Source organism: Saccharothrix saharensis (assembly GCF_006716745.1).
Lineage (GTDB): Bacteria > Actinomycetota > Actinomycetes > Mycobacteriales > Pseudonocardiaceae > Actinosynnema > Actinosynnema saharense.
In genome coordinates this window covers 8078508-8093035 of the sequence record NZ_VFPP01000001.1, presented here as the reverse complement: position 1 = coordinate 8093035, position 14528 = coordinate 8078508, and the positions used below count along the sequence as shown (strand labels likewise).

Annotated in this window: 12 protein-coding genes; 8 read left to right on the top strand and 4 right to left on the bottom strand. The window is 73.8% G+C overall.

From position 1 onward, the window contains the following. Positions 1–62 precede the first annotated feature (62 nt). Complete coding sequence (locus FHX81_RS36755) at positions 63–1424, bottom strand: permease prefix domain 1-containing protein (protein WP_141983073.1); 1362 nt, start codon at positions 1422–1424, stop codon at positions 63–65. Then, entirely contained in the window at positions 1421–1789 is a 369-nt protein-coding gene (locus FHX81_RS36750; RefSeq protein ID WP_141983072.1) for a PadR family transcriptional regulator, read from the bottom strand. The genes FHX81_RS36755 and FHX81_RS36750 overlap by 4 nt, the downstream gene beginning before the upstream one ends. Before the next feature lie 211 nt (positions 1790–2000). Between FHX81_RS36750 and FHX81_RS36745 the strand changes: the two genes are divergently transcribed. Further along, the gene (locus tag FHX81_RS36745; RefSeq protein WP_141984333.1) at positions 2001–2648 is read left to right on the top strand and encodes a response regulator transcription factor; all 648 of its coding nucleotides are present in this window, start codon (positions 2001–2003) and stop codon (positions 2646–2648) included. Next, the gene (locus FHX81_RS36740) at positions 2645–3916 is read left to right on the top strand and encodes a sensor histidine kinase (protein ID WP_141983071.1); all 1272 of its coding nucleotides are present in this window, start codon (positions 2645–2647) and stop codon (positions 3914–3916) included. Before FHX81_RS36745 ends, FHX81_RS36740 begins: the two co-directional genes overlap by 4 nt. Before the next feature lie 143 nt (positions 3917–4059). Here the strand turns inward: FHX81_RS36740 and FHX81_RS36735 are convergent, their stop codons facing one another. Continuing rightward, positions 4060–5556 carry an aromatic amino acid ammonia-lyase gene (locus tag FHX81_RS36735; protein WP_211363665.1) on the bottom strand — a complete coding sequence of 499 codons (1497 nt, stop codon included), beginning with the start codon at positions 5554–5556 and terminating at the stop codon, positions 4060–4062. 63 nt (positions 5557–5619) lie between these two features. On the opposite strand from FHX81_RS36735, the gene FHX81_RS36730 reads away from it, so the two are divergent. Genes FHX81_RS36730 through FHX81_RS36705 form a run of 6 tightly spaced genes read left to right on the top strand, consistent with a single transcriptional unit; the run spans position 5620 to position 13930 of the window. Next, the gene (locus FHX81_RS36730) at positions 5620–7170 is read left to right on the top strand and encodes an FAD-dependent oxidoreductase (protein ID WP_141983070.1); all 1551 of its coding nucleotides are present in this window, start codon (positions 5620–5622) and stop codon (positions 7168–7170) included. Further along, the gene (locus FHX81_RS36725) at positions 7157–8605 is read left to right on the top strand and encodes a class I adenylate-forming enzyme family protein (protein WP_211363664.1); all 1449 of its coding nucleotides are present in this window, start codon (positions 7157–7159) and stop codon (positions 8603–8605) included. Before FHX81_RS36730 ends, FHX81_RS36725 begins: the two co-directional genes overlap by 14 nt. Positions 8606–8617: 12 nt before the next feature. Continuing rightward, entirely contained in the window at positions 8618–10195 is a 1578-nt protein-coding gene (locus FHX81_RS36720) for an NAD(P)-binding domain-containing protein (protein ID WP_141983069.1), read from the top strand. After that, positions 10192–11271, top strand: a complete 1080-nt coding sequence (locus FHX81_RS36715) for an alpha-hydroxy acid oxidase (protein ID WP_141983068.1) — start codon at positions 10192–10194, stop codon at positions 11269–11271. The genes FHX81_RS36720 and FHX81_RS36715 overlap by 4 nt, the downstream gene beginning before the upstream one ends. Continuing rightward, entirely contained in the window at positions 11262–12647 is a 1386-nt protein-coding gene (locus tag FHX81_RS36710; protein ID WP_141983067.1) for a cytochrome P450, read from the top strand. Before FHX81_RS36715 ends, FHX81_RS36710 begins: the two co-directional genes overlap by 10 nt. Beyond that, entirely contained in the window at positions 12644–13930 is a 1287-nt protein-coding gene (locus FHX81_RS36705) for a cation:proton antiporter (protein ID WP_141983066.1), read from the top strand. The genes FHX81_RS36710 and FHX81_RS36705 overlap by 4 nt, the downstream gene beginning before the upstream one ends. 20 nt (positions 13931–13950) lie before the next feature. Here the strand turns inward: FHX81_RS36705 and folE are convergent, their stop codons facing one another. After that, positions 13951–14520 carry a GTP cyclohydrolase I FolE gene (gene folE / locus FHX81_RS36700; RefSeq protein WP_141984330.1) on the bottom strand — a complete coding sequence of 190 codons (570 nt, stop codon included), beginning with the start codon at positions 14518–14520 and terminating at the stop codon, positions 13951–13953. Between the last annotated feature and the right edge of the window lie 8 nt (positions 14521–14528).

The window sequence follows — 14528 nt, the reverse complement described above, 5'->3', positions numbered from 1 at the left end:
CACCAGGCGACCGCGAGGTCCACGGCCGCGGCCCCGTCCACGGACAGCTGAGCGGATTCGCCTCAGAGGTAGCCGAACACCGGCGGGAACACCAGCACGACCACCCACGCCCACACCGCGTACACCGGCAGGTACGCGGTCTGCCAGCGCTCCAGCGCCGTGAACGGCGTGCGGCGGCGCAGCAGGCCCAGCATCAGCCACGCCGACCAGGCCAGGTTCACCAGCAGGATCACGTTCTCGCCCAGCGCCGCCGCCTTGTTCGGCGTGGTGCCGAATCCGGTGATGCGACCGGTGATCTCCCACAGCACCAGCACGTCGATGACCAGCGCGCTGACGACGAGGGCGAGTTGCAGCTTGTCGAACAGGCCGGGCGGCGCGAGCGGGTCGCGGGCCGACGCCGAGTACAGCAGCAGGCCCAGCACCACGACCAGCAGCAGGTCGAACAGGATCAGCGCCTCCCGCTCCACGTCGATCCCGCCGGTGGTGATCGCGAACGTGACCAGGAACGCCAGCAGCACCACCGTGAACAACGGCGTGAACAGGCGCGTCAGCACCGGGGCGATGTTCTCCACCACGCCCTGCTTGACCTCGACCAGCCACCCGGCCACCACCACCGCGGCCGCCGCGCCGCACGGCACCACCCACTGCGCGATCGCCGTCTCCGGTGACACGCCGATCGCCTCGAAGGTCCCGAACACGAACCCGACCAGCACACCGCCGCCCAGCGCGATGAGCACGTAGTAGATGAAGCACTCGCCCGTGAAGCGGATGAAGTCCATCCACCGGCGCGACGAGCGCGGGTCGTCCGACGCGTAGGCCAGGCCGACCGCGAACCACAGCGCGATGGGCAGGTGCAGGCTCGTCAGGACGATCGACTGCGACTCCACCGGCAGCGGGTAGGCGTTGGCGGCCACCGCGCCGAGCGCGAACAACGCCACCAGCACGCCGACCAGCCGGGCCGGCGCGCCACGCCGCCACGCCAGGAACCCCGCGAGCCACGGCAGCACGAGCAGGCCGGCGTTCAGCGGGTAGAAGCCGCTGCCCTCCGCCAGGCTCACGCCGAACAGCTCCGGCGCCCGCACCGACACCGCCGCGCCCAGCGCGCAGGCCACCATCACGGCCAGGTCCCGCCGCGACCGGGCCGCCGGGCCGTCCGATCCGCCGGTCAGCACGAGCTGCTTCCACAGCCGCTCCGAGTGCTCCCGGGCGAACTCGCGGGACAGCTCGTCCAGGCTGCCCATGCGCTTGACCGCCACCAGGAACGCCTCGTCGGCGTGCAGGCCGGCGGCCATCAGGTCGTCCACCGAGCCCCGCAGGTGGTCCTCGAGCTCGTCCACGTCGGCCTGGCGCAGCTCGCGGCGGCGCTGCACGTAGTGGCGCCACTCGGCGAACTGCGCCGTCAGCCCGCCCTGGTCGTCGGTCATGCGAAGCCTCCCAGCGGGAACGTGGCCAGCGGCCGGGGGTCCCCGGGCCAGATCTCCTTCAGCGCGCCCACGACCGCGTCCCACTGGCGGCGCTGCTCGGCCAGCTCGGCCAGCCCGCCGCGGGTGATCCGGTAGTACTTGCGCCGCCGCTCCCCCGCCACCGCGCGCCAGCTCGACTCGACGTGCCCGAGGCGTTCGAGGCGGTGCAGCAACGGGTAGAGCAGCCCCTCGGTCCAGTCCAGCTCGCCGTCGGACAGCTCGTTGATGCGCCGCAGGATGGCGTAGCCGTAGCTGTCCTCCTCGGCCAGGATGCCCAGCACCATCGGCGTCGCCGAAGCGGCCACGAGATCCTTGGCGACCTTCACCGGGCCCTCCCCCGACCACGTACCCTAGATGTGCAAGGCATAGTACTTCTAGGTATCGCGGAGGAGCAAACAGGGCGGAACGCGCCAGTTGGGACGCGGGCGGCGGAAGTCCGATGGGACGGCGCCGCCATCACGTTGACCCCACACCCCGAAGTGGGATTCTGGTCGCGTGCAGGGCAACTCCAGATCCTGGCCGGCCGACTGCTTCCGGTTGTTGCTGGTGGAGGACGACCGCGAGCTCGTGGAGTTGCTCGCCGCCGCGCTGCGCGGCGAGGGGTACACCGTGGACGTCGCGCTGGACGGCCAGCGGGGGCTGCACCTGGCGCTCACCCGCCCCTACGACGTCGTGGTCATCGACCGCGGCCTGCCCGTCCTCGACGGGCTCGACCTGCTGGTGCGGCTGCGGGCGAAGTCCGTGCGGGCGCGGGCGTTGATCCTCACCGCGCTGGGCACCGTCCACGACCGGATCGACGGGCTGGACGCGGGCGCGGACGACTACCTGGTCAAGCCGTTCGACCTGGACGAGCTGAGCGCGCGACTGCGGGCGCTGTGCCGGCGTTCGGCGGAACTGGCGGACGTGCTGCGGATCGGGGCCGGGCACCTCGACGTCGGGCAGCGGGAAGTGGTGCTGCCCGACGGCGGGCGCGTGCCGCTCACCGCGCGGGAGTTCACGCTCCTGCGCGTGCTCGCCAGCTACCCGGACACCGTCCACACGCGTGCTTCGCTGCGGCGCGTGGTGTTCCCGGACTCGTCCGCACCATCCATTGTGGACACCTACGTGTACTACCTGCGCGGCAAGATCGACCGTTCGGTGGTGCACACGGTGCAAGGGCTCGGTTATCGCTTGGGGGCGCTGTGAGTCGTTCATGGGCCGAGGCGGAACGCGCGGTCGTCCGGCGGGCGCGGCTGCGGGTCAGCGTGCTGGTGGCGCTCGCGATCACGCTGCTGGTCGCGTTCGTCGGCGGGATCGCCTACCTCGTGATGTCGCACGCGCAGGAGGCGCAGGCCAAGCGCGAGCTCTGGTACAACGCCACGTTCGGCGCGCCGTCGACGCCACCCGGGTGCACGTGGCTGTTCATCCTGGACGACGGCGAGCTGGACGACGGTCTGCTCCAGACGCCGTTGGGCTTCCCGCTGCACGAGGACATGCACGAGGTGCTGGCGTCGGGCGAAACGATCAAGCGCGACCTGGAGCTCAACGGCACCCGGTACCTCGTGCTGACCCAGCGGGGCGAGGGCGACCGGGTCGCGCAGGCCGTGTTCGACATGCGCTACCAGCTCGCCGACCGGCGGCACCTGCTGCTGGCGTTGGCGATCGCGGAGCTCGGCGGCCTGCTCGCGGCAGCCGTGCTGGGGTTGTGCGTCGGTCGCGGCACGGTCGCGCCGCTGGCGGAGGCGCTGGCCAGGCAGCGGCGGTTCGTCACCGACGCGAGCCACGAGCTGCGGACGCCGATCGCGCGGGCGTACACGCGGGCGCAGGTGCTGGCGCGCCGGGCCAGGGCCGCCGACCTGCCCGACGACCACCGCGACAGCCTCGACCAACTGGCCAGCACGATCCGCGGGCTCGGCGAGGTGGTGGACGACCTGTTGCTGTCGGCGCGGCTGAGCCGGCAGTCGGAGGGGCCGGCCGGTCGGCCGGTGGACCTGGCCTCGGTGGCGGAGGCCGCGGTGGAGACGGAGGAGGACCGGGCGGCCGAACGGCGGATCACGCTGACCGTGGAGCGGCCCGCGGGCCCGCTGGTCGTGGTCGGCGTCGAGACCGCGTTGCGGCGCGCGGTGGACGAGCTGCTGGCGAACGCGGTGCGGCACACGCCGGAAGGCGGCCGGATCGACGTGCGCCTCGGGTCCCGGGACGGACAGGTGGAGCTGACCGTCGCGGACACCGGCGAGGGCTTCGACCAGGTCGAGGCCGCCCGCCTCTTCGACCGCTTCCACCGGGGTCCGGGCGCTCCGGAACGGCGGTTCGGCCTGGGGCTGGCCCTGCTGCGCGAGATCGTGACCGGTCACGGCGGCACGGTGGAGGCTTCGGGCCACCCGGGTGAGGGCGCGCGGTTCACCCTGCGCCTCCCTGCCGCCGCCACCTCGACCACCGTCGCCGACGGCGCACTGACCACCGGCCGCCGGTGACTCACCGGCCACCCACCGCCCGCAGTGGCAACACCGGCGGCCACCGGGCCGACGCCGGCAGGGGGCGGGCCGCGGGACACAGGCAGTCGGGCCGCGGGGCGGCGAGCAGCGGCGGGCGGGGGCACGGGACCGTGGGCAGGCGGTCAGTACCGGCCCGCGGTGACCAGGTCGGCGGCCAGGCGCACGTCGCCGTCCAGCGGCCGGTCGGGGTCGACCGGGGCGATGGCGGCCGACAGGGCGTCGAGCAGCGCGGCGCAGTGGGGTGCGGTCGGGCGGCGGGCGCCCACGTGGACGGCTTGGCGCAGCCCCAGGGCCAGTGAGCCGCACAGCAGCCGCAGCAGGTCGGCCAGGTCGAGGGCGCGCAGCGCGGCCTGCGTGCCGAACGGCACGACGTCCTGGTTGTGCAGGTTCGTCGGCAGGCTCTGGGTGCTCGCGGGCACGGCGGCGCGGCGCAGTTCGGCGACGAACGCGGTCGTGGCCAGTTGCACGCCCTGCAACCCGTGCTGCCGTCCCGGTCCCGCCGCCAGCATCGGCGGCAGACCGGTGTTGCGGACCGGGTCGACCAGCAGGTCGAGCTGGCGTTCCGCGAGGTTGCCGACCGACGCCGTGACCACGGCCAGCAGGTCGGCGGCGTACGCGGCCGGCTGGCCGAAGAAGTTGCCGCCGTGCGCCACGAGGTCGTCGCCGGGGAAGAACAGCGGGTTGTCGCTCACGCCGCCCAGGTCGGCCGCGACCACCCCGTCGACGTAGCGCAACGCGTCCTCCGCCGCACCGAGCAGCTGCGGCGAGCACCGGATGCTGTACGGCTCCTGGAGTGCGCGCGCACCGGTCGGGACCGTGCCCGCCAGCCGGGACCGCATGCGGTCGGCGACGGAGGCCGCGCCCGGGTGGCCGTACGCCGCGATCAGCCGCGGGTCGAGGAACCCCGGATCACCACCCAGGACGTCCACGAGCAGGCACGTCAGGTCCTGCGCCGCCCGGTGCGAAGCGCGCACGCTCGCCAGCGCCAGGGTCAACGCGGCCGTCGTCACCGACGTGCCGTTGACCAGCGCCAACGCGTCCCGCCCGTCGAGGGTGAGCGGCGTGAGCCCGGCACGGCGCAACGCGTCACCCGCGGGCATCCGCTCGCCGTCCAGGTAGGCGTGCCCCCGGCCGCGCAGCGCCTGCGTCGCGTAGGCGAGCGGGATCAGGTCACCGCTCGCGCCGACCGAGCCGTACCGCGGTACCGCCGGCGCGAACGTCGTCGCGAACATCGCCGCCAACCCGTCCACCACGTGCCCGGACACCCCCGACAGCCCTTGGGCGACCGACCACGTCCGCACGAGCAGCGCGGCGCGGACGACGTCGACGGGCAGGTCCGGTCCCTGGCCCGCGCCGAGGTGTGCCAGGGTGTTGTCGCACTGGTCGGCCTCGTCGTCACGGCCCGCGAAGCCGATCAACGCGCCGAACCCGGTCTTCGCGCCGTAGACGGGCCGCTCGTCGTCGGCCAGCACGGTGCGCAGGTACTCGCGGCCCCGGTCGACCCGCTCCCGCGCGGCGGGGCCGACCAGCACGGACAGCGGTGCCGCCGCGCGGACGAGGTGGTCGCCGGTCAACGGCGCGGCCAGGTCCACCGGTGCATCGGTCACGGTCGTCGTCACGGCACCGACGGTAGGCAGCCGATCTCAGAGAGTTCTGAGATCCGGTGCGTAGCTTCCGAGCCCATGGCGCACGACTACCTGATCATCGGGGCCGGACCGGCCGGCCTGCAGCTCGCCGCCCTGCTGGAGCGCGACGGCCGCGACTACGCCGTCCTGGAACGCGGCACCGGGCCGGGCACGTTCTTCACCCGCTACCCCCGGCACCGCACCCTCATCTCCATCAACAAGGTCCACACCGGGCACGCCGACCCGGAACGACGGCTCCGGATGGACTGGAACTCGTTGCTGACCGACGACCCGGAGCTGCTGTTCACCCGCTACAGCGGCCGGTACTTCCCGGCCGCCGACGACCTGGTCCGCTACCTGGCCGACTTCGCCGCCGCCACCGGCGTCCGGGTCCACTACGACACCGAGGTCACCCGGATCTCCCGCGACGGCGACGGGTTCGCCGTGCTCGACGGGAGCGGGCACACCCGGCAGGCCGCACGGGTCGTGATGGCCACCGGGGTGTCGCAGCTCCACGTGCCGCCCATCCCCGGCATCGAGCACGCCGAGCGCTACGACACGTTCGACACCGACCCCGGGTCGTTCACCGACCAGCGGGTGCTGGTGATCGGCAAGGGCAACTCCGGGTTCGAGACCGCCGACGCCCTGGTGGAGCACGCGGCGGTCGTCCACGTGGCCGGGCCGCACTCGGTGCGGTTGGCGTGGCAGACGCACTACGTCGGGCACCTGCGCGCGGTGAACAACAACTTCCTCGACACCTACCAGCTCAAGTCGGGCAACGCCGTCCTCGACGGCACGGTGGAGCTGATCGAGCCCCGCCCCGGCGGCGGGTTCCGCGTCCTGTTCCGCTACGCGCGCACGGTCGAGGCGTTGCGGGAGCTGGCGTACGACCGGATCGTGGCGTGCACCGGGTTCCGGTTCGACGCCTCGGTGTTCGACGAGGGCTGCCGCCCGAAGCTGGTGATCGACGACCGGTTCCCCGAGCAGACGTCCGCGTTCGAGTCGACCACGGTGCCCGGCCTGTACTTCGCGGGCACCGTCACCCAGCAGCGCGACTTCAAGAAGTCCACCAGCGGGTTCATCCACGGCTTCCGCTACGGCGTCCGCGCCCTGCACCGCATCCTCGGCGCCCGCCACCACGGCACGCCGTGGCCGGCGACCGAGCTGGCCGCCTCCCCCGAGGCGATCAGCGACGCGCTGGTGGCCCGGGTGAACCGGTCGTCCGGGCTGTGGCAGCAGTTCGCGGTGATGGGCGACGTGGTGACCGTCTCCGACGGCGTCGCGCGCTACGAGGAGGAGGTGCCGGTCGCGTACCTCGCCGACGGCGGCCTCGGCCCGGCCGAGCACCGGTTCGTCGCCACGCTGGAGTACGGGCCCGACCACGACACCGTGGACCCGTTCGACATCACCGTCCCGCGCGTGGCGGAGAACGACGCCGCCAACGCGCACGACGCGAGCTACCTGCACCCGGTCGTGCGCCACTACCGCGACGGCGTGCTCGCCGGGACCCACCACCTGGCCGAGAACCTGGAGAACGAGTGGGACCTGCCCGCGGTGCACCAGCAGCCGCTGGCCGCGTTCGTGAAGGAGTGCCTTGCCGGCGCGTGACGCCGAGCCGTTCCCGCGCGCGGTGCTCGACGTCCTCGCCACCGCCGCGGACCGGCCGGTGTTCGAACACGGCTCGCGCGCGGTGACCGGCGCGGAGCTGCTCGACCTGGTCGCGCGGATCGCGGCCGGGCTGCGGCGGGCCGGGCTGGGCCCGGGTGACGGGATCGCGCTGCGGCTCGGCGTCACGCCGGAGGCGTTCGCCACGATCCTCGCCGCGCACGCGGTGGGCGGGCGGGTGCTCGGCGTGCGGCCCGGCCTGACCGACGACCAGGTGCGGCACCTGCTCGACCTCGACGTCGCGGCCGTGGTCACCCAGTCGGACGGGTCGGACGGGCTCACCGTCGACGCGCTGAGCCGGACCCGGGCGGCCGGTCCGCCGGTGTGCGCGGGCCGGCCCGGTGACGTGGCCAGGCTGCTGCACACCAGCGGCAGCACGGGCGAGCCCAAGGCGTGCGCCCAGACCTACGCCGCGATGACGGCCGCGTGGACCGCGCGACCGGACGCGTGGCCGCCCGCGATCCGGGAGCTGGCGTCCCGGCTGGACCGCTACCTGGTGTTCGGGACGCTGTCGAGCCAGGTGATGTTCGAGTACGCCGTGCTGGCCCTCACCGCGGGCGGCACGGTGGTCGTCGCCGACCGGCCCGCGCTGCCCGACGCGATCACCCGCCACCGGGCCTCGGCGAGCGTGGTCACGGTGCCGCGGCTGGCGAAGCTCGTCGCCGCGCAGCGCCGCGACCCGGCCGACCTGTCGTCGTTGCGGGCGCTGCTGGTGTCCGGGTCGCCGCTGACCGCCGACCGGCACCGCGAGGCGCTGGACGTGCTCGGACCGGTGGTGTTCCACGGCTACGGCCAGACCGAGACGGGCACCATCTCGCTGGCGACCCCGGCCGACCCGCCCGGCACGGTCGGCGTGCCGCCGGCGTCGGTGCTGGTCGAGGTCCGCGACGCGGACGGCACGCCGGTGCCGGCCGGCGTGGACGGCGAGCTGTTCGTCCGCACCCCGGCCCAGGCGGAGGGGTACTGGGCCGACCCGGAGCGGTCGGCCGAGGTCTTCACCGGCGGCTGGGTGCGCACCCGCGACCTGGGCCGGCTCGACGCCGCCGGCCACCTGACGCTGACCGGGCGGACCCGGGACGTGGTCATCGTCAACGCCACCCCGCACTACGCGGGCCCGATCGAACGCGTCATCGCCGAGCACCCGGACATCGCCGAGGCCTACGTGGTGGCCGTGCCGGACGACGACACCGGTGAGGCGGTGCACGCGTTCGTCGTGCCCGCCGGCGGCCGGTCGCCCGACCCGGCCGCGCTGCGCGAGTGGGTGACCGCCCGGCTGGGCGCGGCGTGCGCGCCGACGCGCGTGACCCCGATCGCCGCGCCGCCGCTCGCGCCCAGCGGCAAGCCGGACAAGCGCCTGCTGTCCCACTCCCCGAAGTAGAGGAGAACTGTCGTGTCCAGCGAGGTTTCCACGGACTGTCTCGTGCTCGGCGCCGGCCCGGCGGGGTTGCAGGCGTCGTACCTGCTCTCCCGCGCCGGTCGGGACCACCTCGTGCTCGAGGCCGGTGACGCGCCCGGCGCGTTCTTCACCCGCTTCCCCCGCCACCGCACCCTGATCTCCATCAACAAGCCCGTCACCGGGTGGGACGACCCGGAGCTGAACCTGCGCACCGACTGGAACTCGCTGCTGTCCGACGACCCGGCGCTGCTGTTCACCGGCTACACGCCCCGCTACTTCCCGCACGCCGACGACCTGCTGCGCTACCTGGGCGACTTCGCCGCGAAGAACGACCTGCCGATCCGCTACGGCACGTCGGTGGTGGAGGTGACCCGGCCGGACGACTTCGTGCTGCGCGACCGGCGCGGCGACACCTACCGGGCACGGCGGCTCATCGTGGCCACCGGGGTGTCCCGGCCGTACGTGCCGCCGATCGACGGGGTGGAGCTGGCCGAGCGGTACGACGAGGTCTCCGTGGACCCGGCCGACTTCACCGGCCGCAAGGTGCTGATCATCGGGCGCGGCAACTCGGCGTTCGAGACCGCCGACAACCTGGTCGAGACCGCGGCGGTCATCCACGTGGTCGGGCCGGGGTCGCTGAAGCTGGCGTGGCAGACGCACTTCGTCGGCCACCTGCGCGCGGTGAACAACAACTTCCTCGACACCTACCAGCTCAAGTCGCAGAACGCGGTGCTGGACGGGCGGGTCGTGGACATCCGGCGCGACGGCGACGGCTACCTCGTGCGGGTGGCGTTCGCGCGCGTCGCGGAACGGGTCAAGGAGATCCGCTACGACCGGGTGATCCTCGCGACGGGCTTCCGGTTCGACGCGTCGATCTTCGCGCCCGACTGCCGGCCGCGGCTGACGATCAACGACCGGTTCCCCGAGCAGACCGCCGCGTGGGAGTCGGTGAACGTGCCCGACCTGTTCTTCGCGGGCACCATCACGCAGGCCCGGGACTTCAAGAAGTCGACCAGCGGGTTCATCCACGGCTTCCGGTACGGGGTGCGGGCGCTGCACCACGTCCTGGAGCACCGCTACCACGGGGTGGCGTGGCCGAGCCGCGACCTCGCGCCCACCCCCGAGGCGGTGACCGACGCCGTCATCGAACGGGTCAACCGCACGTCCGCGTTGTGGCAGCTGTTCGCGTTCATGGCCGACGCCGTGCTGGTCGGACCGGACGGCGCGCTCCGCCTGGTCGAGGAGGTGCCGGTGGACCACCTGCACGAGGCGGTGGCGCGAGGCGACTTCGGCGACGTCGGGTCCTACCTGACCGTGACGCTGGAGTACGGCGCCGACCACGACAAGGTCAACCCGTTCGACATCACCGCGGGCCGGGTGTCCCAGGAGGACACCAGCGGGCTGGACGGCCGCTACCTGCACCCGGTGGTCCGGCACTTCCGCGCCGGAACGCTGCTCGGCGAGCACCACCTCACCGAGAACCTGGAGAACGAGTGGGACAGCGAGGACGTGCACCGGGCGCCGCTGCTGGCGTTCCTGCGCGCCCGGCTCGCCGCGGCGGGTCCGGCGTGAACACCGGGCTCGCCGAGCTGCGCGAGAAGGCCCGCGCGGTGCTCGACCCCGTGCACTACGACTACTACGCGGGCGGTGTCGGCGACGAAGTCGTGCTCGGGGAGAACGAGGCCGCGTTCCGCCGCCTGGCCCTGCTGCCGCGGGTGTTGCGCGGCCGGGCGACCCGGGACCTGACCGTCGACCTGCCCGGCGGCCGGCTGCGCCTGCCGGTGCTGGTCGCGCCGACCGCGTTCCACCGGCTGGCCCACCCGGAGGGCGAGGTGGCCACGGCGCGTGCCGCCGCGGCGGCGGGGACGGTGCTCGTGTCGGGAGTGGCGTCGACGGTGGCGATCGGTGACGTGGTCGCGGCGGCGCGGTCGGTGGACGCGACCGCGTCGGTGTGGTTCCAGCTCTACCCGCAGCCCGACGAGGCCGTGACCGCGTGCCTGGTCGAACGGGCCGAACGCGCGGGCTGCACGGCGCTGGTCGTCACGGTGGACTCGCCGGTGTTCGGCCGGCACCGCCGCGACGCCGAGCACGGCTTCCACGACCTGCCGGCGGGGCTCGCGACGGAGAACATGCGGGACCTCCCCGGCGGCGTGCGGGACATCGTGATGTCACCGGAGGTGTCGTGGGACCACCTGGACCGGCTGCGGGAGACGACGTCGCTGCCGTTGTGGCTCAAGGGGGTGCTCCACCCGCGTGACGCGGTGCTGGCGGTGGAGCACGGGGTCGCCGGAGTCGTGGTGTCCAACCACGGCGGCCGCCAGTCCGACCTCGCGCCCGCCGCGGTGGAGGCGCTGCCCGCGGTGGTCGACGCGGTCGCGGGCCGGGTGCCGGTGGTCCTGGACGGGGGTGTGCGCGGCGGCGGTGACGTCGCCGTGGCGCTCGCGCTCGGCGCGGCGGCCGTCGGCGTCGGCCGGCCCGTGCTGTGGGGGTTGGCCGCGGACGGTGCCGCGGGGGTGGGCCGCGTGCTCGACCTGCTGCGGGACGAGTTCGACCACGTGCTCGCGCTGTGCGGCGGCCGTGACCCGGCCGACCTCACCCGCGACCTCGTCGTCACGCGCGGGAGGGGGGTGTCCGCGCGGTGTGGCTGACCGGGGTGCTCGCCGCCGCGGCGGTGCTGACCGCGCCGAAGTGGCTGCCCGCGCGGGTCGTGGCGCTGCGCGGCAAGGTGTTCGAGAAGGTCAACGGGGACCGCGCGATCACGTTCCCCAACGCCGACGTCGGACCGGACCGGTTCGAGGAGGTCTACGGGCACCCGGCGGCGAACGGCCGCAGCCGGGGCGCGGGCCTGTCGGATTTGTTCTGGTACTGGTTGTCTCCCGGCCCGGAGGTGCACCAGGAGCACCTGGAGGCCGGTCCGCGCTACGACGACGTGGCCCGCACGACCCGCGCGCTGCTGTCCGGGCCGGGCGACGTGCTGTCCGAGGCCGCGGCCCGCTGCACCAATCGGGTGCTCGACGAGGTGGTCACCGGACCGGTCACGCTCGTGCGGCTGCGCGACCTGATGATGCCGGTGTGGGCGGAGTACTTCCACGAGCTGGTGTTCGACGAGCCGTGCCCGCGCGCGGCGCGTGACCTGATCGTGGGCCACGCCGACGACGTGGTGCGGTCGCTGAAGTGCGTCAGCCTGCGGCACCCCGCCCGGCGGGCCCGGTTGACCCGCTACCTGGCCCGGCGCGTCGCGGCGGGCGACGTGCGGCGACCGCTGCCCGCGAGCCTGTCGCCCACCGAGCAGGTGCACTACCTCCAGGGCACGTTCTTCAACACGGCCGTCGTGCAGATGTCCGAGGCCATGGCGCACCTGCTGCTCGCGCTGGCGCAACACCCGCACGTGGCGGCACGGCTCGCGCGCGACGAGCGCTACTTCGCCCACGTGCTGGACGAGACCATGCGGATGTACCCGCTGTTCGGCATCGCGCACCGCATCACCACCGCCGACATCGAGCTGGACGGGCGCACCACGCTGCCCGCCGGGTCGGTGCTGTGCTTCAGCTACCCCGACTACCACGCCACCGGCTCACCGCGGCCGGACGTGTTCGACCCGGACCGCTGGGAGCACCCGGACTCCCGTGCGGCGCACCACATCCCGTTCGGCGTCGCCGCCAACCGGCCGTGCCCGGCGTGGCGGCTGTCCCCGCTGGCGCTGCGCGCGGCGACCCGCGAGGTGCTGCGGCGCGTGACGCCGCACTCGACGGTCACGCACACCCGATCGCTGCCGAGCGGCGGCCCGTGCCTGCTGGTCCGCGCGGGCGAGTCGCCGCGCGGGCTGGGCGCGCTCGGCGCGTTCCTGCGGGTGCGGGACCGGTGGGAGGACGTGTGGCGCAGCGTCGTCCAGCTCGTGCTGGGCACGGTCATGGTCCTGCACGCACACCGGTTGCGCCTGGCCGGGCGCTACTTCGACACGCACGACACCGAGGGCCGTCCGGTGCGGCGCGAGCCGCCTTCCACCCAGGAGATCACCGAGTGAACCAGATCCAGTTCGCGTTGAAGGTGTTCGCCGCGCTCGCGGTCGTGCTGGCCGCGACGACGCTGTGCGGGCGCCTCGCCATGGCGGTCAAGCAGCCCAGGGTGGTCGGCGAGATGGTCGCCGGCGTCCTGCTCGGGCCCGCCCTGCTGGGCGCGGTCGCGCCGGGCGTGCAGGCCCAGGTCTTCCCCGCCGACGTCAAGGACACCCTGTACGTGCTCAGCACGATCGGGTTGACGTTCTACATGTTCCTGGTCGGGTCCTCGCTCGACCACGGCCTGGCCGCCGGGCGGAACATGCGGCGGGCGTCGGCGCTCGCGGTGTCGGGCATCCTGCCGACGTTCGCGCTGGGCGCGGGCGCGGCGGCGCTGTTCTTCGGGTCGCTGAGCCCGGACGGCGCGACCCGGTGGGAGTTCATGCTGTTCGTCGGCGGCGCGCTGTCGATCACCGCGTTCCCCATGCTGGCGCGGATCCTGCAGGAGCGCGGCATCGCGAACACGCCGATCGGCGGCCTCACCCTGGTCGCGGCGGCGATCGACGACGCGGCGGCGTGGGTGATCCTGGCGGTGATCATCGCGGTCGCGGCGGCGGGCAGCCCGTTCGACGCGGCGGGCACGGTGGCGGGCGCGGCGGTGTTCGCGCTGCTGATGCTCACGGTGGGGCGCTCGCTGTTCGCCAAGCTGGGCGCGCGGGTCGAGCGCGAGGGCCGGATGAGCCGCGACGTGATGGCGCTCGTGCTGCTGGTCGTGCTCGTGGCCGGCTGGTTCACCGACTACATCGGCGTGTTCTCGGTGTTCGGCGGGTTCGTCACCGGCTTGGCCATGCCGCAGTCGTCGATCGTGCGGCGGGAGCTGGAGACGCGGCTCACCGACCTGAACTCGATCCTGCTGCTGCCGGTGTTCTTCGCGTTCAGCGGGCTGAACACGCAGGTGTCCGGCTTCGGTGCGGGCGGCGGGCTGTGGTGGCCGCTCGCGGTGATCATGGCGGTGGCGTTCGCCGGGAAGTACCTGGGCTGCGCGGCGGTGGTGCGCGCCCAGGGCTTCTCGTGGCGCTACGCGTCGGCGGTCGGTGGGCTGATGAACGCGCGCGGCCTGATGATCCTGATCTTCATCAACATCGGGCTCGCGCACGGCCTGGTGACACCGGAGCTGTTCGCGATCCTCGTCGCCGTCGCGATCGTGACCACCGCCGCCGCGATGCCGATCTACCGCGCTTCCCTGCCCGAGAGCCTGGAGCGCGGCGCGACCGACCTCGCACCTCCGCCGGTGGCCGCGCGGAAGACCTGAGCGCGGCCGGGACGGGCCGACTACGCCCGGACGCCGGTGAGGGCGAAGAACTCCTGCCGGGTCCGGGCGTCGTCGCGCAACGCGCCGAGCATCGCGGACGTGACCGTGCGCGAGCCGGCCGCCCGCACGCCGCGCAGCGACAGGCACAGGTGCTCGGCCTCCACGACCACGCCGACGCCGCGCGGTGCCAGGTGCTCCAGCAGCCAGCCCGCGACCTGCTTGGTCAGCCGTTCCTGCACCTGCAGGTCGCGGGCGAACAGCTCGACCACGCGGGCGAGCTTCGACAGGCCGAGGATGCGCTCCCCCGGCAGGTAACCCACGTGCGCGACCCCCTGGAACGGCAGCATGTGGTGCTCGCACAGCGACTGCACCGGGATGCCGCGGGCCAGCACCAGCTCGTCGTAACCCTCCTCGTTCGGGAACGTGGTCAGGTCGAACTCGCGCGGGGTCAGCATCTCGGCGTAGGCGTGGGCGACCCGGCGCGGCGTGTCGGCCAGGTGCTCCGACGCCGGGTCCTTGCCCAGCGCGACGAGCAGGTCGGCCACCGCCCGCCGGGCCGCTTCGACGTCCACGCCGGGGCGCCCGTGCACCGGGTGCG

Coding starts and splice junctions, on each gene's coding strand:
- FHX81_RS36755 (WP_141983073.1), bottom strand. CDS start 1,424: ATGACCGACGACCAGGGCGGGCTGACGGCGCAGTTCGCCGAGTGGCGC.
- FHX81_RS36730 (WP_141983070.1), top strand. CDS start 5,620: ATGGCGCACGACTACCTGATCATCGGGGCCGGACCGGCCGGCCTGCAG.